Annotated in this window: 20 protein-coding genes; 5 read left to right on the top strand and 15 right to left on the bottom strand. The window is 55.7% G+C overall.

What is annotated here, in order from left to right:
* Positions 1 to 3: 3 nt before the first annotated feature.
* The 5 genes from phnK to phnG are packed head-to-tail and all read right to left on the bottom strand — an operon-like array spanning position 4 to position 3,725.
* The gene (gene phnK, locus BLU89_RS09600) at positions 4 to 774 is read right to left on the bottom strand and encodes a phosphonate C-P lyase system protein PhnK (protein ID WP_074736621.1); all 771 of its coding nucleotides are present in this window, start codon (positions 772 to 774) and stop codon (positions 4 to 6) included.
* A complete protein-coding gene (locus BLU89_RS09595; RefSeq protein ID WP_074736620.1) occupies positions 771 to 1,622 on the bottom strand; it encodes an alpha-D-ribose 1-methylphosphonate 5-phosphate C-P-lyase PhnJ in 852 nt (283 codons plus the stop codon). Before BLU89_RS09595 ends, phnK begins: the two co-directional genes overlap by 4 nt.
* Entirely contained in the window at positions 1,619 to 2,707 is a 1,089-nt protein-coding gene (locus BLU89_RS09590; protein WP_074736619.1) for a carbon-phosphorus lyase complex subunit, read from the bottom strand. The genes BLU89_RS09595 and BLU89_RS09590 overlap by 4 nt, the downstream gene beginning before the upstream one ends.
* Positions 2,707 to 3,270, bottom strand: a complete 564-nt coding sequence (gene phnH, locus BLU89_RS09585; protein ID WP_074736618.1) for a phosphonate C-P lyase system protein PhnH — start codon at positions 3,268 to 3,270, stop codon at positions 2,707 to 2,709. The genes BLU89_RS09590 and phnH overlap by 1 nt, the downstream gene beginning before the upstream one ends.
* Positions 3,270 to 3,725 (bottom strand): phosphonate C-P lyase system protein PhnG, encoded by a 456-nt coding sequence (gene phnG, locus BLU89_RS09580; protein WP_074736617.1) that lies wholly within the window; start codon positions 3,723 to 3,725, stop codon positions 3,270 to 3,272. Before phnG ends, phnH begins: the two co-directional genes overlap by 1 nt.
* Before the next feature lie 81 nt (positions 3,726 to 3,806).
* On the opposite strand from phnG, the gene phnF reads away from it, so the two are divergent.
* The gene (gene phnF, locus BLU89_RS09575) at positions 3,807 to 4,526 is read left to right on the top strand and encodes a phosphonate metabolism transcriptional regulator PhnF (protein WP_074736616.1); all 720 of its coding nucleotides are present in this window, start codon (positions 3,807 to 3,809) and stop codon (positions 4,524 to 4,526) included.
* Positions 4,527 to 4,604: 78 nt separating this feature from the next.
* Here phnF and BLU89_RS09570 read toward each other — a convergent pair whose 3' ends face one another.
* From BLU89_RS09570 to BLU89_RS09545, 6 genes are all read right to left on the bottom strand, one after another.
* Positions 4,605 to 5,633: a sterol desaturase family protein gene (locus BLU89_RS09570; protein ID WP_083347718.1), complete on the bottom strand. Its 1,029-nt coding sequence runs from the start codon at positions 5,631 to 5,633 to the stop codon at positions 4,605 to 4,607.
* Positions 5,634 to 5,695: 62 nt separating this feature from the next.
* On the bottom strand, positions 5,696 to 7,096 hold the full coding sequence (locus tag BLU89_RS09565) for a DUF4856 domain-containing protein (RefSeq protein ID WP_074736615.1): 1,401 nt from the start codon (positions 7,094 to 7,096) through the stop codon (positions 5,696 to 5,698).
* Between the two features lie 146 nt (positions 7,097 to 7,242).
* Positions 7,243 to 8,019 carry a heme ABC transporter ATP-binding protein gene (locus BLU89_RS09560; protein ID WP_074736614.1) on the bottom strand — a complete coding sequence of 259 codons (777 nt, stop codon included), beginning with the start codon at positions 8,017 to 8,019 and terminating at the stop codon, positions 7,243 to 7,245.
* Between the two features lie 4 nt (positions 8,020 to 8,023).
* Positions 8,024 to 9,088: a FecCD family ABC transporter permease gene (locus BLU89_RS09555; protein ID WP_074736613.1), complete on the bottom strand. Its 1,065-nt coding sequence runs from the start codon at positions 9,086 to 9,088 to the stop codon at positions 8,024 to 8,026.
* A complete protein-coding gene (locus BLU89_RS09550; protein ID WP_074736612.1) occupies positions 9,081 to 9,923 on the bottom strand; it encodes a heme/hemin ABC transporter substrate-binding protein in 843 nt (280 codons plus the stop codon). Before BLU89_RS09550 ends, BLU89_RS09555 begins: the two co-directional genes overlap by 8 nt.
* Positions 9,920 to 10,966 (bottom strand): hemin-degrading factor, encoded by a 1,047-nt coding sequence (locus BLU89_RS09545; RefSeq protein ID WP_074736611.1) that lies wholly within the window; start codon positions 10,964 to 10,966, stop codon positions 9,920 to 9,922. Before BLU89_RS09545 ends, BLU89_RS09550 begins: the two co-directional genes overlap by 4 nt.
* Positions 10,967 to 11,283: 317 nt before the next feature.
* Between BLU89_RS09545 and BLU89_RS09540 the strand changes: the two genes are divergently transcribed.
* Positions 11,284 to 13,344 carry a TonB-dependent receptor gene (locus BLU89_RS09540; protein WP_074736610.1) on the top strand — a complete coding sequence of 687 codons (2,061 nt, stop codon included), beginning with the start codon at positions 11,284 to 11,286 and terminating at the stop codon, positions 13,342 to 13,344.
* Positions 13,345 to 13,451: 107 nt separating this feature from the next.
* Here the strand turns inward: BLU89_RS09540 and BLU89_RS09535 are convergent, their stop codons facing one another.
* From BLU89_RS09535 to BLU89_RS09520, 3 genes are all read right to left on the bottom strand, one after another.
* Positions 13,452 to 13,958 (bottom strand): hypothetical protein, encoded by a 507-nt coding sequence (locus tag BLU89_RS09535; RefSeq protein WP_074736609.1) that lies wholly within the window; start codon positions 13,956 to 13,958, stop codon positions 13,452 to 13,454.
* 560 nt (positions 13,959 to 14,518) lie between these two features.
* Positions 14,519 to 15,568 (bottom strand): aromatic ring-hydroxylating dioxygenase subunit alpha, encoded by a 1,050-nt coding sequence (locus tag BLU89_RS09525; protein ID WP_074736607.1) that lies wholly within the window; start codon positions 15,566 to 15,568, stop codon positions 14,519 to 14,521.
* 95 nt (positions 15,569 to 15,663) lie between these two features.
* Positions 15,664 to 16,593 (bottom strand): LysR substrate-binding domain-containing protein, encoded by a 930-nt coding sequence (locus BLU89_RS09520; RefSeq protein ID WP_074736606.1) that lies wholly within the window; start codon positions 16,591 to 16,593, stop codon positions 15,664 to 15,666.
* Positions 16,594 to 16,688: 95 nt separating this feature from the next.
* Here BLU89_RS09520 and BLU89_RS09515 point away from each other — a divergent pair, with 95 nt between their 5' ends.
* The 3 genes from BLU89_RS09515 (at position 16,689) to BLU89_RS09505 (ending at position 19,196) form a co-directional block, all read left to right on the top strand.
* The gene (locus BLU89_RS09515) at positions 16,689 to 17,774 is read left to right on the top strand and encodes a hypothetical protein (protein ID WP_245709726.1); all 1,086 of its coding nucleotides are present in this window, start codon (positions 16,689 to 16,691) and stop codon (positions 17,772 to 17,774) included.
* Positions 17,775 to 17,930: 156 nt separating this feature from the next.
* Positions 17,931 to 18,875, top strand: coding sequence for a fatty acid desaturase family protein (locus BLU89_RS09510; protein WP_074736604.1), 945 nt, complete (start codon positions 17,931 to 17,933; stop codon positions 18,873 to 18,875).
* A gap of 3 nt (positions 18,876 to 18,878) precedes the next feature.
* A complete protein-coding gene (locus BLU89_RS09505; protein ID WP_074736603.1) occupies positions 18,879 to 19,196 on the top strand; it encodes a non-heme iron oxygenase ferredoxin subunit in 318 nt (105 codons plus the stop codon).
* A gap of 7 nt (positions 19,197 to 19,203) precedes the next feature.
* Here the strand turns inward: BLU89_RS09505 and BLU89_RS09500 are convergent, their stop codons facing one another.
* Positions 19,204 to 20,085 (bottom strand): amino acid ABC transporter permease, encoded by an 882-nt coding sequence (locus BLU89_RS09500; protein WP_083347731.1) that lies wholly within the window; start codon positions 20,083 to 20,085, stop codon positions 19,204 to 19,206.
* Positions 20,086 to 20,104: the final 19 nt, after the last annotated feature.

Raw genomic sequence — 20,104 nt, 5'->3', positions numbered from 1 at the left:
AGCTCATACCTGCAAAACGGAGCTGACAAGAAGCTGGCTGTAGGCATGTTGTGGGTCATCCAGAATCTGGTCTGTCAGGCCTGCTTCGACCACGCGGCCCGACTTCATCACCATCAACCGATCCGCAAGCAGGCGCACCACGGCCAGATCGTGGGTAACGATGATGGCTGACAGATTCATGTCGCGCACCAAGCCGCGCAGCAGGTCGAGAAGCCTTGCTTGAACAGACACGTCCAACCCGCCGGTGGGTTCATCCATGAACACGAGCCGAGGTCCGGTCACCAGATTACGCGCAATCTGCAGACGTTGCTGCATTCCCCCCGAAAAGGTCGTGGGTCGATCATCCACGCGGGCAGCATCAATCTCGACCCGTTGAAGCCAGTCTTTGGCATCGCCGCGGATGTCGCCATAGTGCCGTTCACCCACAGCCATCAACCGTTCACCTACATTACCACCTGCACTGATGCCCATGCGCAAACCGTCACAAGCGTGTTGATGGACAAACGCCCAGTCGGTGCGACTCAGCATCCGGCGCTCAGGCTCGGACATGGTTACCGTGTTTTGTGGACCGTTGGCGCGGGTGTCGAACACGACCTCGCCGGCATCGGGGACCAGTTGCCCGGCCATGCAGTTAAGAAGCGTCGATTTACCCGACCCGCTTTCACCAACAATTCCCATGACTTCACCGGGATAGAGGTCGAACGAAACATCTGCACAGCCGATATGCGTGCCATAGCGCTTAGTGATCCCCCGAACAGACAGCAAGGGCGTCATGCTGCGTCCTTTCCATGGTGGCCCGCCGCCTGGCGCGCCTTGCAATAGTCGGCGTCCGAGCAGACAAACATCCGCCTTCCCGCATCATCGATGATCACCTCATCCTGATAGCTGTCCTCGGACCCGCATAAACTGCAGGCATGATCGGCTTTGGTCGCCTCGAACGGGTGATCTTCAAAATCCAAAGAAACGACCTGAGTGTAGGGCGGCAGCGCGTAAATCCGCTGTTCACGACCCGCGCCGAATAGCTGGATCGCGGCCATATCGCCAAGCTTCGGGTTATCAAATTTGGGGATGGGTGACGGGTCCATCACATAACGGCCTTCTACCTTCACGGGATAGGCGTAGGAGGTCGCGATATGTCCGTGGCGGCTGATGTCTTCGTACAGCTTGACGTGCATCAGACCGTATTCCTCAAGGCCGTGCATTTTGCGCGTTTCGCTTTCTCGTGGTTCCAGAAAACGTAACGGCTCGGGGATCGGAACCTGATAGACGAGGATTTGGCCTTCGTGCAGACGCTCCTCGGGGATACGGTGACGGGTCTGGATGACCGACGCGTCGCGGGTCACCGTGGTCGTCTCAACACCCGCCGTGCGTTCAAAAAACGTGCGTATCGATACCGCGTTTGTAGTGTCGTCCGAGCCCTGATCAATTACCTTGAAGGTGTCATCCGGGATCAGTACCGCGGCCGAGACCTGAACACCGCCCGTGCCCCAGCCATAAGGCATAGGCATCTCACGCGAGGCGAATGGAACCTGATACCCCGGTATCGCAAGTCCTTTCAGGATCGCGCGGCGGATCATCCGCTTGGTCTGTTCGTCCAGATATGCGAAGTTATAAGCGCTCATTCCGCAGCCTCCTGCACCTGATCCGTGCCCGCCTCGCGGCGCAATTTACGCACCAGTTCCAGTTCAGACTGGAAATCGACGTAATGCGGCAGCTTGATATGTTCCAGAAACCCGGTCGCCTGAATATTGTCAGCGTGGTATAGGACAAACTCCGCATCCTGAGCAGGTGCGCCGATATTATCTTCACCCAGTTCTTCCCATCGCAGCGCGCGATCAACCAGCGCCATCGAGATCGCTTTGCGTTCGGATTGTCCGAACACCAGCCCATAGCCACGGGTGAATTGCGGTGGCTCAGCCTTTGAGCCCTTGAACTGATTGACCGTTTCGCATTCGGTCAAAACCACTTCTCCGATTTCGATGGCAAAACCCAGCTCGGGGATTTCCATCTCGACCGGCACAGACCCGATCCGTAGCTCGCCAACAAAAGCGTGGTTGCGCGCATAACCACGTTGCGTCGAATACGCGAGCCCGAGGGCAAAGCCCTCATCCGCACGGGTCAGCGCCTGCAGGCGCAAGGCGCGATCGGCGGGCATCTCAAGCGGCTCGCGGGTCAGGTCTGGGGGCGGAGTATCGCCATGCGGCGGTTCCTCAATCAAACCTTCGCGGTTGAGGAAATCGGTGACATGGGGCACATCGCCCGCTTCTGCTTCCTGTGACGGGGCCTCGGGCACTTCGCCTTCAGCGGCCAATTTGAAGTCCAGCAATCGGTGCGAATAATCAAATGTCGGACCCAGCACCTGCCCGCCCGGCAAGTCCTTGAACGAAGCTGATATACGGCGATCACAAGTCATGACCCCGGTATCGACGGGCTTAGAAAAACCAAAACGGGGCAATGTGGTGCGATAGGCGCGGATCAGAAAAATCGCTTCGATTAGATCCCCCCTCGCCTGCTTGATCGCCAGCGCAGCCAAATCCGGGTCGAACAGTGATCCTTCGGCCGACACCCGATGGACCGCCAGGCTCAACTGTTCACGGATTTGCGCGACGCTCAGTTCAGCAATCTCGGTATCCCCACGGCGCTCTTCGGCGAGCCAGGCATGGGCGTTTTCGATCGCGCGCTCGCCACCTTTTACGGCCACATACATCAGGATACCTCAGTTGTTCTTGGCACGGCCGCAACTCGCACACCGCTGGTAAAAATGAAGTCGAGCCCCAGCGGATAGAGTGTTCGATTGTCTTGAAACGCCGCCAGTTCAGGTAGCGAAAGCGCGGCAGTTTCTTTGATCCCCGGTCCCGTCAGGATGGCCCCTGACGCTGTAAGCTGCGGGCATTCCACAACAAGTGTGGCTGAACGATCAGGATATTCGGACGTCCCGATCGGGTAGATCGACAAGGGTCCGAGATCCGACCAGCTACCAACGGCAAACATGCATTCAGCTGGACCCACCAGCGGTGCACCAGTGTGGAATGAAAGCCAGTTGCGCACTGCGGGGCAATCCACCGCGCCCGCCAGATAGATGGGCGTGTCAGAATCGCAAAGCGTCAACAACACCGCACCTGCCGCCCGAGACATAGGGGCGGGAGGTTCAGCACCGGAAATTTCGCGCAGCGTACCGGGGCGGGCCATCGCTTCCATCACACTGCGAAAGGCATGGGCGGACTGAACTGCGGGATCGGTAAAGCCGCCGGTAAGGGCTTGGGGCTGCATCAACCCTCTCCTCGTGCCAGGGTGAAGAAATCGACCTTGGTCGCGGCTGCCTTGGCGGCACGCGTCGCTTTTGCTGCCGACAGCTCATCGTGCAGAGGTTCCAGGAGTTGAGCGCGCAATCTGTCAGCGATGCCCGTCTGCATAAGTGCATCCACCACGGCGGCAGCCTCAGCATCGCTTTTGCGTCGTCCCTGAATATAGGCGTGCCCGACCTCGCCGGATTCCAGTTTCAGTGTACAACGGGTCACCGTCATTTCACCCAGATTGAACGGTGCACCGGTCGCACCCGCTCGGGCGCGAACCATTGCGCTGCCAATTTCAGGCGTACGCAACCAGGTAAAACCCGGGCGGGTCATGGCCGCATCCAACAGGGTGGCAACTCGTCCTGCCGGGGCTTTGGCCAGCAGACCCATCCAAGCTTTCCGGTCTGCATTCTCGTCGAAACCGTTTTTCATCTCGACAACTTTTCCATATACTATACAACTATACACATCATACCACATTTGCCGCTTCGAAACAGAGGAAATTTGTGAAACTTGCGTAACGCACCAACCAAAACACCGATCTGGAAGGCAATCGCGGACGCCTTGCGCTCTGATCTGGCCGAAGGGCGCTATGGCCCCGGTGACAGGCTGCCGACCGAGGCCGCGCTGGCAGAACGGTTTGGTGTGAACCGCCATACCGTGCGCCACGGGATCTCTGCCCTTGTGGACGAGGGTCTGATCCGTACGCGCCGGGGCGCAGGAGCGTTTGTTGCCGCCACGCCCACCGATTACCCCATCGGCACACGCGTTCGCTTCCACGAAAACCTGATTGCCGCAGGTCGCAGACCTGAAAAGAGAGTGCTTGATATTGAAGAACGCGCCGCAACGGCCGGCGAGGCGGGCGCATTGGCCCTTGCACCCGGCGATCAGATTTGCAGCTATCACGGACTCTCGTTTGCCGATGGCCTTCCCATCGCAGTTTTCGAAAGCATGTTTCCCTTAAAACGCCTGCCGGGCATTACCGCCGCGCTGCAAGAGAACAGCAGCGTCACCGCGGCGCTGATCAAGTCAGGCGTCAGCGATTATACCCGCGCCTCAACCCGACTGACAGCTACCCACGCCACCGCCACCCAAGCATTACATCTACAAGTTGCTGAAGGTGACCCGCTTCTCAGATCATCGGGCGTAAATGTGGATGAACAGCGGTTGCCAGTCGAATTTGGCCGAACCTGGTTTGTCGGAGATAGGGTGACGCTGACGCTTGAAAATTAGAGCAGATTGCATTCTGTCGAATTCGAAGCACACTGTCCAACCTTTCGATCCAACGGCAATTCGATGCTTACGGCGCCTTTAAAGGCTTTGTTTCGAATAACCGGTATTGTCACCATCCTGATCTGATTTGATACGCGCACCGAATGTCGGGATGCACAGAGTTTTGGCTCTGCGCCGCACATAGCGACCCATGTCCGCAAACGGGCGAAAATAAATGTCGAGCAGACGCGACGGGTGTGCCTCGGAGGCGGGCAGGCCAAATGTCAGTTCTCGGCCAGGCTCGGACAGGTGCAGCGAGCCGAACAGCCAGTCCCAAACCGCAAAAGCAACGCCGAAATTCTTATCGTGATGCTCGCGTGCGATCGAGTGATGCACCTGATGCTGTGCCGGTGACATCAGAATATGTTCCAGCCACGGCCAGTACCGGATCGAGATATGCGAGTGGCGCAGATTTGATCCAGTTACGTGAAATACGAATGAGAGGACGTTGACCCCCAAAACCGTATAAAGGTCGACCGCATTTCCGAAGAAAAACAAAAACACCGCCATTGTGAACCCTTGCGCAATCGCTCCGCGAAGGCTGTACAGGATGCCTTCCAGCGGGTGGGTCCGGTATACGGTGATCGGCGTCATCGTTTCAGCAGAATGGTGCGTTTTGTGTATGGCCCATAGCAATGGCCACCGATGCATCCAGCGATGCACAAGGTATCTGGTGCAATCGTCTACTATGAATATCGTGATCGTGAACAACGCGACAATCACGCCGGTTGGGGTATCGTTGAACAGCCCCCGCTGCAGGAAATCCACATCATGAAGCGCGTAGTAAAGTAGAGTTGCAATAGCCAGTTGAGACACCAGCAAGGGCGAAATGAACAAAGTAAACGCGCGGTTGATCAGGAAAATCTGATAATCCGCCAAAGCCGAGCGAGAGAACAATATTCGGCGGTCGAACACGTCCTTAAACGCGGATTTGACCGACGATCTGCGTACGGCGACCAGCCAGACCAAAGCGATCAGGACAGTCACAAATAGATACCCGACAAAAACACGTTTTCGGGGGTTGGAAAAATCTGAAAGGATCGAGCCGAGCTGGTCAAAAAATTCCAAAGGTCGTCTTTCGGGTAAAGACCCGGCGGCGACGAGGCCGCCGGGTGTGGATCACGAGATACTTAGTCGTTTTCAGCCGAGGCGCCTTCACCCAGCTTTTCAGCCAGTGCCGCCAGATCAGCGGTCGCATCATTGGCGCGCGACTCGATGCCGAATGTGTCAATCAACAGTTTCTGCACTTTCAGCATGTTGACCTGATAATCATCCAACGTCATCTCACGACCACGCACAAAGTTCCCATCCGCGTCGATCTCTGAAACCATCAGCCCATCAGGCATAGCCGGGCCAAAACCGATCAGCCAGTTCATGTCGATCGCTGTTGCGCCGAGGTTGTTCTTTCCCGACTGCAGAGCCATCGAGAAGCCCTTCAGTTCTCCCCAATGCTTGGCATAGTTGCGCAGCGCCTCGCCCGAGTCCTCACCCGATTTAATCTTGTCGATATCCTCGTAGACCGAACCGGCATATTTGAACGTGGCTTCCGCCAGCGTTTTTTCCCAGTTGGATTCGATGATGCCGGCATAGTTCTTCAGCTCAGCGCGCTGATCATCAGTCAGCGCCTCACCGTTGGCCGAGGCAATCAGCGCACGCCCATCGCGGAAGGCGTTGAAGATCGTGGTCATGTACTGGGTGTTCTTGTTGCCACCTTTGTCAGCTCCGGCCGCATAGTAAGCGGGACCAAAGACAAACTCGGTTTTCAGGTCGATCACGCCGTCGCCATTGGCATCCGCTGCAGCCAGATCTTTCTGCTTAGACACGGCATAGTTCTGCTCAGGAGACAGGCTGACCGAATGCGCGGCGGCCCCAAAGTAGCCAAAGGCCTCGTCCCAGCTGTGTTCTTTGCCTGTGTAATGCGCACCATCTTTGTAAGGCTGGTCATTGGGCTTGTTGTCGGCTTCCAGTTTCTCGTCGAGATAGTTGTCGACTGCCTGATTATACGCCATTGCACCCAGCGTGAATTTCGAGATCAGCTGACCCCAATCCATTCCATTCACCGGGTCATAGCCCTGGTTCGAGGCAGCAGCCATTTTGATCATTTGCAGTGCAACGTCGACGCCCGACTGATTGCCCGGCCATGCAGACATCGCACCGTTGTAGAACTTGCCCGAAATGTTCTTGCCTTTGGAAATCTCGTTCACGGTCGACTGCTTGACGGGGAAGCCGTCTTTCGAAGCCGGAGCGATGATGGTCAGATCATCTTCGGACCCATTGAAATACGCCAGCATCAACGCTTCGACCTCAGCGGCATTGTTGCCGCCGTCGCCCTTGCCCGCAGCCTTCTTCAGGCTGTCGTGTAGCACGTGGCGCGCGATCTGACCGGAATAAGAAACCGAGTTGGTTTTGTCGCCCTCGTAACCTTTGACGGTAACCGGGAACGGGCCATAGGCTTGGTCGGCGATGGCCGCACTGCTGAGCAGGGAAGCAACAACAACAGTTGTGGTGAGTTTGAAGTTGGATTTCAGCATGAGGACTCCTCTTATATCCGATTAAAATAATCGGAATTATTAATCTGATCCTTTTACTCGTCTATTTTGATTGGAAGTCAAGCTCTCTTTGCAGAAGAAACATGATTTTTAAACTCATCATGAGACTTTGCGGGCACTTTGGTGCGTCAATCCAATACTGTAGCTACCTGCGGCAGTAGGAAGACCCCAGTATTCGGTGCCCGGTTGACAGCGATCCGGCATCCATAGGCCGTGCTGAGCAACTGATCCCGCAGCGTTTCCTGCGGAGTCCCCTGATGTACCAATGCGCCGTCAGCCATCAGGATAACACTATCGGCACACATCGCAGTCAGGTTCAGATCATGCATGACCATCATCACGCCACCCCCTGCCCCTGCGAAATTCTGAATGATCCGCATGACCTGTAACTGATGCCCAATATCGAGGCTCGAAACAGGCTCATCCAGAAACAACCAGCGCGGCCCCACGGGTCCGACAGGTTCCCACACCTGAACAAGAACTCGGGCCAACTGAACGCGTTGTTGTTCGCCGCCGGACAGCTCCTGATAATAGCGGCCTTCGAACCCGCGCAACCCAACTTGGGATAACGCCTCGGACGCAGCCCGATCATCACTCGCCCGGCGCAAACGACCCATCCGAACCACTTCCAATACGGTGAACGGAAAGCTTATCGGTGTGGCCTGCGGCAGAACCGCTCGCATTTCAGCTAGTTCGGCAACGCTCGCCTGCGCCAGATCGCGTTGGCAGAGGGTCACTGTTCCAGCATATTCGATATCACCAGTCAGCGCGGCCAACAGCGTGGATTTGCCTGCCCCTGACGGGCCGACAACGGCCGTGACCTGTCCCGCCAGCGCATTGAAAGACAAGTCGAGCAAGATCGTGCGGCGGCCCAGACGAACTGAAACCTGATTGGCGATCAGCATCACCTTACAAATCCACGACGCCGCGCTGACGCAGCAAGATCCAAAGGAAAAAGGGCGCACCTATTACGGCGGTTATGATCCCGATCGGCAGTTCCGAAGGTGCGATAATGACCCGGCTGATCAGGTCGGCTGAGACCAGAAGTGTGGCGCCTAAAAGTGCCGAATTGACAATAAGATACCTGTGATCTGGACCCGAAACCAATCTTAACAGATGCGGCACGACGATCCCGACAAAACCAATCCCTCCGCTAACTGCGACCGCCGCTCCGGTTGAGGCGGCAACGATCAGCACGGCGCCGGCCTTTAGCTGCTGCACCCGGATGCCGATATGCCCGGCCGCAGCCTCACCCAACGAGAGCCCGTTCAGACCGGTCGCGAGCAAGGGCGTCAGCAACAAGGGAAACACGATGATCGGCGCGGCCACCGCCATCTTGCTCCAGTTGCTACCCGCCAGCGACCCCATCGACCAGAATGTAAAATCGCGCAATTGCGCATCGTCTGCCATGTAGACAAGGATACCGGTCAACGACATCGCCATAGCGGTCAGTGCTATACCTGCTAACAGCATCGTGGCAACCGAAGTTCGCCCACGGCGGGTGGCAATACGATACAGCAGAATCGTTGTTACCCAGGCCCCGATGAACGCGCTAATTGGAACTAGCCAGGCGGCAAACCCGGCATTGAAAGCCAACGCACCGCCTAGCACAATCGCGCTGACCGCTCCAAGACTTGCCCCGGCGCTGACACCCACGATACCGGGGTCAGCCAGAGGGTTGCGGAACAGGCCTTGTAAAGCTGCCCCCGACACCGCCAGAGCGGCGCCGACAAGGCACCCCATCAGTACCCGAGGGGCACGTATCTCCCATAGAACCACACGGTCTCGCAGAGCGAGCGAGCGCCCGTTTACAAGGTCGGCCATCGCCTGCCACAGAGAAGTTCCAGCCGCGCCCGTTGCAAGCCCAGCAATCACCGACGCAAAAAGAAGAAAAGCCAATAGCCAGCTTAAGCGGCGGGCCGTTACGCTTCGGTCTCCGTCCAGCCGTACAGCGCCGCCTGTATTGTCAACCATTGGCGCCGCGCAATCCGGCGGCCAAATCGATGATGGCTTGTCCTGTGCGAACCGAGAACCCCAGCAACAGCATTCCATCCATGCGCAGCACCCGTTTGTTCTGACCGGCAGGTGTTGCAGCTATGGCGGGATGGGATAGTACCTCTTCATCCGTAACATACATCGCAGTACCCGCATCCATCATCAAGATGACATCAGGGGCGGCGGTAATGATGGCCTCATCCCCGAGGGGCTTATAGCCTTCAAAGCCTTCAACCGCATTGATCGCTCCGGCCATCTCAATGATGCCCTGAGATGCAGTATTGCTGCCGCCTGCCAACACGCGCGCCCCTTGTATGGACAACACAAACAACACTCGTTTTTCGGCCAGATCGCTCTGTTCTGAAGCTGCGTCAATTGCGGCTCCGATCCGAGCGGCCAGTTCTTCGCCTTCTTCCGGCATGTCGAGCGCTATGGCGACGGTACGAATCTTGGTTATTACCGCCTCACGGTCATGACCCATGGGAACACTGACCAACGGAATCTGGGTTTCGGCCAGAACCTCAAGCGTCTCTGGCGGCCCGGCCCCTTCTTCGGTTAGAATCAAATCGGGATTGACCGATAACAGCCCCTCGGCAGACAAGCGGCGAACGTAACCCACACTGGGCAGTTCGCTCACCTCAGCGGGATGGTTTGAGGTACTGTCGCGAGCCACCAACCGGTGTTCCTGCCCCAGCGCATAGATGATCTCGGTGATGGAACCACCAGCTGAAACAATCCGCTGCGCAGGCTCTGCGCTCAGCGCGCCAGAGGCCAGGAACACAAAACCAAGAGCGTAGATGTAAGGCCGCATCATGCCGGAATCTCCTGTGAATGTTCGTCAAGCGACAGCACCAGCTTGTTCCAGGATTCCGCCGCTTTCGGATCGGCCAGAACGCCGAAGATCTGCAGGATCAAAGCACCGTGCGCATCAAAGGCCTCGACCGAGATTGCATCACCGCGGCGCGTGGCCTTTTTCGCCTGCCAGACCTCGGCGATGTGATCCGAGCGCAGGTGCAGGTTGAAACCGGGATCAAGCACGTTCAGCCAGTGGCCTATCTGCCTGACCTCATTGATCGGGCCCGTGTGGATTTCGATGCACCCCATATTACCCACAAACACCATGATAGGCAGACCGGTTTCAGCCGCCCGGTGCAGAACTGTACCCACCGCAGAATTCGGCAACGGGCGCACATACGGCGCGCCGGCCATACGATAAGCACCCAGCCTGTTAAGCTTGAGTTTGCGCACCATTTGCAGAAACTGATGGGTATCGGTGATTTCATCCCAGCTGTCGCGCAGCTGGTCTGTCTTTGCAAGGTCGGTTCTGGCCGGTTCGACATCAGCCCGAGGCTCAACAGTAAGTGTGTCGGACTGACCCGGCAGTTTCAGTACCTCGATCATCGAGTCCCATTCTTCAACCACCGAGTTGTCGCGTAGGAATATCTTGTGAACCGAGTCACCTGCAGCATCAAAAATCTGGATCGACAAACGCTCGCTACCGTCCTCCAGCGTTTTTGAAACCGCAAAACCATGAACCCAGTGTTTCGGGAACATCCGCAGATCAATTTCATGATTAACTACAAGAGCTGCGTGAGGACCGCCGCGATAATCGTCGTATATGCCGGCCTTTTCGATCACGCAGCTTTCGTTCCGGGTCAAGGCCATGACCTCACCCAGCCTGTTTACCAGCGGCATCAACTGATCCATATCGGCTGTGATCCTTACAACATCTCGCCCGGTATCCGCTGCAACAAGCTGCGCTTCGGATATGCCAAGCTGATCGGCCAGATCGCGGGGGCGCATATTTGGATTTTCCAGCCGGGCCGCACGGATTTCGGATGGGGTCGGATGTGCCATAGGGTCTCTCAATCGATCTGCTGAGTGCGCTGATGGCTGGAGTCAAGAGACCGGGCTATGCACGTATTACATTTGCAAGTGCATCGGAACTACAACCTTGAACCTGTGGCTTCAAGACCATGCATCCATTTTCCGACAAAAATACTATGGTATTTTTGGAGCCAATCCAATAAGGACCTTTTTCGAAGGCCGTGCGCAGAAAGCCTGCGCGCAGTGGCCATCAGGAACACCCAGCAGACTGCAAGGTAGTGGATATCTGTCGCCCTTGACGGGCTAGTGCAGTGCTCACTGCACCTTTAGAAACTCTGGGGGTTTCAATGAAATCAACGCTCAAGCTTTCAACCGCTGCAGCCGCCTTGCTTGGCTCGGTTATCACTGCATCGCCATTGGTGGCGCAGGAGGCCGATGACGAGGTGATCGTTCTAGACGACATCATCGTCACCGGAACAGGCATCCCAACCGAAGTCTTCAAGAGCCCAGGTTCGGTGACCGTAGTTGACTCGGATGAGATCAGCGAGATTCCTCCGACCTCGGTTGCCAACTTGTTGTCGGATGTCCCAGGCATTCAGGTGTCTGAAAACGATCTGGACCGCATCCGTATCCGCGGCGAAGACTCTCAACGTGTCGCCATCCTGCTAGATGGCCAGCGCCTGTCGGACCACAACCGTTATGGAACGCCACTGCTGATCTCACCTACCGAGATCGAACGGATCGAAATCGTCCGTGGGCCATCCTCGGTCGTGTCGGGCAACCGCGCCATCGGCGGGGTCGTCAACATCATCACCAAACGGGGCGCCGACAAACCCCTCGAAGTGTCGGGCACCGTGGGCTACATCGGCGCCAATAACGGCTACCGCGCTGCAGTTAGTGCCGCTGGAACCATCGATAACTTCGACTACCGCCTGTCCTACTCGGAATCAGATCTTGGCGACCGCAGCACTCCCGATGGTGATCTGGTGCCCTCGGGCAGCGATGATCGCGGGTTGCTTGGATATTTGGGTTATGATTTCGGGCAAAGCTATGTCGGCTTCCGCGCCCAGGACTACGACGCCTCGACCGAAGTGTTCACTGGCGATCCGGACACGCGGATCAATCTGCCCAAACGGGATCTGCGTAAATACAGTGCATTCTACGAGGGGGAAGACCTGACACCATGGATGTCGATGCTGAGATTCAGCATTTATCAGCAAAAAGTTGAGCGGAGGTTCGAAAGCTCATTTGATCTGGTGCCAGTGGCACCCTTTGATCCGGACAATGTAACCGCAACCTCAGATGACGAGCAGACCACCAAAGGGTTCCTCGCGACTGCCAACTTCGAGTTTGCTCCGGGGCATCGTTCTGTTCTCGGGCTTGAATATGAAGATGATCGCCTTGAAACAAACAAGAGCACCGGGATCAACATAACGCCGCCATTTGGCCCTCCTATCGAGGTTACAATCCCATCTTTCACCGACGCCGAAACCAAAACGACAAGCGTCTTCGGTCAACACGAAATGACGTTTGGCGCTCTGACGGCAACTCTGGGCGCGCGCTATTACAGCGTCAAAAGTCAAATCAACAAACGTGAGGTGAATGGCGCCAACATCCCGAATGAGAGCAACAAAGATGATCGCTGGCTCGGCTCTGCAGGGTTGGTCTACAATCTTTCAAATGGCACCATTCTTCGTGCCAATATCTCCCAGGGGTACACTTATCCATCGCTGGCGGAACTGTATATCGACACACAGGTCAACGGCCAACGTGTGACCGGCAACTCAGATTTGCAGCCTGAAACAGCAACTAACTATGAGATTGGTGGTCGAATTGATCGTGGAAACCTGACCCTGGACGCAGCTATTTTCTATACACGGTCGAAAGACTATATCGCGATCGTGCCCGACCCAGTTACGCCAACCCAATCAACCTATGGCAATATAGACAGGGTAAAGAGTTGGGGGTTCGAAATTGCCGCTGAATTCGATCCGGGTTGGGGCGGCGTACGTCCCTATGCGGTGCTCTCTAACGTGACCCGTGAGTTTGACTACGGAAATGGTAAAAAAACCAAAAATAGCGGGACACCAGAATGGACCGGTACGATTGGTCTGCGATCCAACTGGCAAGCAGCAAACTTCGGCGGCACCTGGGATGTTTTCCTGCGCGGTGAAAGCTCTTCGAGCCTGGAAGACGAGAACGGAGACATCGTGGATAGCGGAACCCCCACTGGCCTCAACCCGACCTCTGGATGGACCACCCTCAATTTCCGCGGCAGTGTTGATCTGAATGAGAATGCACGTCTGACGCTCGAATTGGACAACATACTCGACAAGTCCTATCGCGCCAGCGATCAGATCCCTGCCTCAGGGCGCAGCGTGAGCCTGTTCGTTACCACCACATTCTAGGCCTGCGCCTGGATGAAACGCGAACCGCCGCAGGATGTCTGCGGCGGTTATTCATAGGTATTGTATGAATTGACGGTTCGCACGTTACGCAGGATGGACGACTGTGTTCAGGATACGACGCGCAGCTTAGCCCCCAATACCTGACGTTCCTGTGGCTCCGCTCCGGCAGGAAAGCGGTTGGCAAAAGTCAGGCCGCTGCGGATCACGTCAGGGTCCATTCGGCCACGGGTCAAATCTTCGACCGCGTTTCGGGCCGCAGAGGTATTGTCGCGACGCATAAAGTGAACCACGTACAACAGTTCCACCTCATCCAGCGCGATTAGATCCCTGCTGTGCTCACAAAACGGATCGATATGGCCCAATACCCCGTCACGACAAAGCGAGACATGTTTAAGGAACCTCGCCAGCAAATGTGCAGCAGGAAACCCAATCCTGTCACCCCATCGTTCTGCGGCGATGGAGTAAGCCAGATGCCAGGCCTGTGATTCCGGGCATCGCAGCGCATCCAGATGATGGCGAGCAACGATCAGAATGCCTTTTTCAAAGCTGTCAAATGCAAAACTGTCGATGGTTTGCGTCGAGTCATCGAGATCGCCCAGATATTCGACATTCATGCCGATGACCTCTGATTTACGGGCAGGTTCGCAGGCAGCCGCACGACATTCTCAGGCAGTTTGCCTTGCATGTGGCCTTCCAGTGGGCGCGGTGAGGCCGCATGAGCGGGAAATCGATGATCTGCCTCGACGGCAGTGCGCAGCGCGGGTTTCAGCCTGCATCCGAAAGGACTCGCCACATTGTCTATGGAAAGCAGCGTGCTCACGATTGATTTCATAATTTGTGGCCCTTGCTAAGCAGAACCCGGTGTCAAACACCGGGTCGGTTGAAGCTGTTTCTAAGAAAGGCCGGGCGTGATTCTTCGCAATCTGACTGAGCCGACAATATCATGACAAAAACAGTCAGATTATTCAACTAGGACACGCCGCCGCGGAGGGTGAGATGAAATCAGTTTCTCTGTATGCTTCAGAAGCAGCGGTTAGAAAGCTACAATGGTGTCGCCTTGATTTGAAACCACTCTTGCCCACGCGCCCAACGCCAGTTGGAAGTCGGCGGAATACGCTAGGAGAATGGCCGCAAGATCTCCAATGCCGTGAGGCATGGCTCTCTGGTTCAAAAATCAGGCTTGTTGCAAAGCGCTTTCCGACGATGATGTCTCGGCTTCGATCACCCGATCCAATACACGCCGGAACAACTTGGCGCCAGCGTCCAGCCCCAGATCGATATGCGGGGTTCGCGCGTGTTTCATACCCTTGTGCACCTCTTCCAGCACAGTCTTGTCCTCAAGAAATGCCATTCGGGCGCCATCATTCATGAATTTCGAAACCTCAGCGCTGTTCGGGGCAGAGTTGCGATGCTGGAACCAGAAATATCTGGTCTGATCTTCGTTGATCGGAGTCATGAAATTGTAGGAAATGTTTATGAAGGTCTCGGCAACCGGTTCCTTATCATAACCGCCGGTGCCGACCGGCGTATAAATCGACTTGTTCAATCCGATTGCGGGCAAGCACATCTCGTAGTGCTGCAAACGGTCGCAATCACCTTCGAACGCGACGAGATTAGCGTAATAGGGCGATGGGGGTTTGTTCGCAATCCAGCGCGAAACAATCACGCCACGATCCGTCTTTTCAACATTCAGCGGCTCTTCATCCGTGCCTGCCCCGGCAAAAGAAGAGACGTGCACCCATGCCACGTGGCTGGGATCAAGCAGGTTGTCGCAAACCCAAAGGTAATGACAATCAATGTCCATCACCCCGCCATCGGTCAGGCCCCAGCTGACGTCATCAAATTTCTCGATCGGGAAAATCATGTCCGGATCGGCAAGTGCGGGATCTCCCATCCAGATCCAGAGCAGGCGATAGCGATCCACGACGGGATAGGATCTTACCACTGCACGTCGCGGGGTCATCCCACGCTGAGTTGGGCTGTCGGTACACTGACCCGTGCAATCGAACGTCAGCCCGTGATAGCCGCATTCAACCAGATTCCCCTTCAGATTGCCTTTGGAAAGCGGAAGCTTACGATGTGGACAGGCATCCTCGAGAGCGACCGGCGTTCCGTCCTGTTGGCGATACAGCACAACATTCTCGCCAAGATAAGTCTCTGCTTTCAGTTCGCGCCCGATATCCTTGCTCCAGGCGGCAACATACCAGCAATTCCTGAGGTACATCTTCTGCTCTCCTTTGTGATCAGGTGGCTGAAGGCATTATGACAGGGCCAAGACTATACGCCATGCCGGATTGGTTATGATATATATAAGGCAGGCTAATTTGATTGCGATGCCAGCGGCGGTAGGTCAGGCTGCGAATTGGCTTCGGATTTGATCCATTTCAGGAACTCACCAACTTTAGGGCTGTCTTGCGTCTCAGGGCGCCGCACCAACCAGTACGAAAGCGGCGATTGCGTCAGATATGGGAACGGTCGCACCAATCGCCCGTCGCATAGCGCATCGATAACCAACGACTCGCGCCCCAGTGCAACGCCCAGCCCTTCTATTGCAGCCTGCACGACCATGTTCGACTGACCCAGGCGGCGTGTGCGGACTGTAGATGGTAAGGTCAGCTCGGTTTGTCGGGCCCAGAATTCCCATGTCGGACTGGATGCACCATGGTGCAGATTCTCATCAACCAGCAGTGTGTGTTGCGACAGATCCTCAATACAGGTCAGTTTCGGCAAAAGCGCGGGTGCGCATACGGGAAACAACCTTTCTCCCATGAGCAAATCCACCTGAAAACCCTGATACTCTCCGATGCCATATCTAATTCCGATGTCGGAATCCGTCCCTGAGAACGGATAACGCCCTGTATCCGTTGCAATTGAGATCGAAAGGTCTGGATGGGCCAGATCAAAATGCAAAAGTCTTGGAAACAACCAGTTGAACGCGAAACCCGGGAGGCAAGAGATCACGATCGTTCGGTCAGTTCGCGTTCGGTCGCGCAGCTGAGCACACACATCCGAAATACGCCCCAACCCCTCAGTGATGGCCAGCGCTAACTGCTCACCATCCCGGGTTGGTCGGGATTGCCGCGCGCCCCGCACCAGCAGGTCCCGCCCAAGCCATTCCTCAAGTGTTCTTACGTGCTGACTGACTGCACTTTGGCTGACCCCCAGCTCCTCGGCTGCGGGTGAAAAGCCGGAATGACGCACGACCGCCTCAAAGGCCCGAAGTGCCGAGTAAGGTAAATTCAAGATCATATTAGCCACCCTAATGTCAGCCATTATCACTTTCAAATGGATTGACCATAGGCCCGCGCCGTAAATTTGAAGCACCAAGCAATCGGGAGATGTCGATGTCCGACATGACGCCAGAGCGAGGCGCCTACAATCTGTTGGTTAATTGTGCCCGCGCAGCAGCAGGTGACAGGCTGTTGATCGCTTACGAATCTCCGGAATTTGGTTATTTCGATTCAGATAGCGTGGACATAGTCAGCCGTGCCGCCCGCCAACTTGGGCTTGGCGTCGATACGGTCGACGTGGGCTTCAACCCCGACAACCCGCATTTGCAGCCCGAACTTCTCGCCCGGTTCGAGGCTGCTGACATCATTCTTTTCCTGGCCCGACTTGGCGACCAGCTGCGTTTTTCAGACATGCCGCCGGGCAAAAAGATCATCGTCAGCTTTGCCCTGACCAAAGAGTTGCTTGGATCGGGCTTTTCCAACGGGCATCACGACGCATTTATGGAGCTTAAGGCTGATATCAACGCAGTGTTGGACGTGGCCGAGGACGTGCGGATCACTTGCCCCTTGGGCACCGATATTCGCGGTCGGCCAGTGATGGACCTGCAACCTTCGGGTGATACCTCGATCCTACGCTTTCCGATGTCGGTTTTCACACCGGTCCCGGCGCACAGTTTTTCCGGTCGCGTGGCCATCAGTTTCCTGACCGGAACAGGATCAAAGTACTATGACGACTATACGATCGAGTTTGATCAACCCGTTTTTGCGATGATGGAAAGCGGTCGGTTGACCCGGTTTGAAGGTGATCCCGCCAACGCTGCAAAGGCTGAGGCACATTATGACAGGGTTGCCGCAAAACTGGATATCGACCGCAACTTCGTGCATTCATGGCACGCGGGCATTCACCCGGGTTGCGGCTATCCATGGGATATGCGCGACAACTACGAGCGTTGGGGCGGATCTGCTTTTGGCAATCCCCGCATCCTGCACTTCCATACCTGTGGCGCATATGCGCCCGGTGAAATCAGCTGGAACGTCATTGACCCGACCATCTTGATTGATGGGATGACTTACTGGGAAAATGGTGTCTTCCACGCCGAACGGTTGCCCGGTGGGGCACGCATACTGGATCGACACCCCTGCGCGGCATCGTTGTTTGCCAATCCTGATCCGGATATCGGATTGCGTGCGGTAGGATGATCAATCCCGGCTTGATCGAATCGCAGCCTGTCGAAATAATCTGATGTTAATAGGACCAGTCCGAGATGGCCCTATGGTGCGGAGCACTCCCGTCTCCGGTGCCGGAACATGCGCAGAGGGTTATACCCCCGCTCCGGCAAAAATCATGGAACTCACATGTCACAAGCTATCGTCACGCCGCTGACTCAGGCTCTGGCCGAAGGAAAACTGACGCGCGAAGAACTTAAAGGCTTCATGCAACGTTCGAACAAACCCGGATTGCGCCATCTCGCGATTTGGATTTTGGTTCTGGCTTGCACAACAACACTGATCACCTTGTCCTGGAACAGCTGGCTGATCTGGCCAGCGATGTTTCTGCAGGGCGTCGTTCTGGCACACCATTTCTCGCTACAACATGAATGCGTCCACTATACGGTGTTTCGCACCCGCTGGCTGAACGATCTGGTTGGGCAGATTTGCGGGCTGATCATCATACTGCCGCACCGGTTCTTTCGCTACGAACATTGCGACCATCACACCTACACCCAACTGACCGGCGAAGACCCCGAACTGATCCCGTTGCCCAAAACGCTTGGCGAATATCTTCTGTATCTGTCTGCACTACCCTATTGGCGTGGTAAGTTTACCGAGCTGTTTCGGCATGCCTTTGGAAACCTAAGTGAAGCTGAGCTGCGCTTCATTCCTAAAGAAGAGCATCAATCGGCCTATTGGGACGCGCGCCGCATGCTGGCCATTTACGCCGCGATCATTCTAGCCATGGCAATCACCGGGTGGTGGGGATTGATCTGGTATTGGATCATACCCCTATTTCTGGGTGAACCGGTGATGCGCTTTGTGCGCATGACCGAACATGTCGGACGGCCCACTGTGGCACAGATGTCGGAAAACACACGCACCAATCTGGTTTCAAAACCGGTGTCCTTTTTGTGCTGGAACATGAACTATCATGCCGAGCATCACTATGTCGCCTCGGTTCCGTTCCACGCTTTGCCCCGTCTGCACGAGAAGTTGAAGGACCACATATTCGTTGAAAAGGGCGGATATCTTGCCGCACATCGCGACATTCTGCGTCAAATCATGCAGCGCAAAGTGGAGGCGTGAGAGATGAGAGCGGAAAAACCGTGGCGTGATGTGGTTGAAGTATCAAAGCTGGAAGAGAACTGGGTTACGCGGGTCGCAATCGGGCCGCGTTTGATAGCTGTGTACGATACGCCCAGTGGTGTCTACGCCTCGTTGGCATTGTGCAATCATGGCGGGGCCGATCTGTGCGATGGCTACTTCGACGGTCATGTGATCGAATGCCCGTTGCATCAGGGTGCGTTCGATGTCCGCGACGGCAAGCCGGTTTCAGCCCCGGCGACCCGGGCCATGCGGGTGTTTGAAACACGGGTTCAGGACGGGATGGTTCAGGTCCGAATGTGACCTGAACCTAACGCTTGTCGGATCGTTTCTCGAGGCGCGCGAAGATGCGGCTGAGACCGAAGCAGACAATAAAATAGAATGCCGCCGTTGTGATCCAAGCCTCAAATATCATCCGGGACGAGGCGACCAGTTCGACGGTTTTGTAGGTCAGCTCCTGCACCGAGATCAGTGACAGGATCGAACTGTCCTTGATCAACGAAATGAATTGGTTTGCCAGCGGTGGCACAACCTTTTTCATAGCCTGCGGCAGCACCACATTGTGCATTTCCTGAAGGCGACTCATCCCGATCGAACGCGCAGCCTCGCGCTGACCCTTCGGGATTGACTGAATCCCGGCGCGAACGATCTCTCCTACAAAGGCGCTTTCAAACAGCGCCAGAACGATGACACCTGAAACCAATGAGGGAAAGCGCCGCATTTCGCCGAAGAAAAAGGTCCAAATCTGATTATTTTCCTGTCGTGCAATACCGCGCGCCCAGCGTTCAAGGTTCAATGCGTCGATCAATTGTTGAGATAAGAAAAAGAAAAAAATGAAGACGACGACGACAGGCGGCACATTGCGCAGAAACTCGAGATAAGTACGTGCCAGCATCCGTATTGTCAGATTGGCTGAACAGCGTGCAACTCCCAGAATTGTACCGAGAATGAGCGCCAGAATCCCAGAATAAATGCTGATGCGAATAGTGGCTGCCAAACCCTGCAACAGCAGGTTTGCAAAATACTCTTCACGCGTGGAATGCCAGCCAACGATATAGCTGGGGATCAACTCCCAACGCCACTTGTAATTCAGTGTGCCTTCGATCGATAGCCAGACATACCCGAAGAACGCGATCAAGACCGCAACGATCAGGTAATCTGGCCATCTGAGTTTCTTAAGAAAATGCTGCACCAATGCGCTCCGCATCAGG

Source organism: Ruegeria halocynthiae (assembly GCF_900106805.1).
Lineage (GTDB): Bacteria > Pseudomonadota > Alphaproteobacteria > Rhodobacterales > Rhodobacteraceae > Ruegeria > Ruegeria halocynthiae.
The sequence above is the reverse complement of the archived record's forward strand: the minus strand, read 5'-3'. Positions and strand labels throughout refer to the sequence as shown.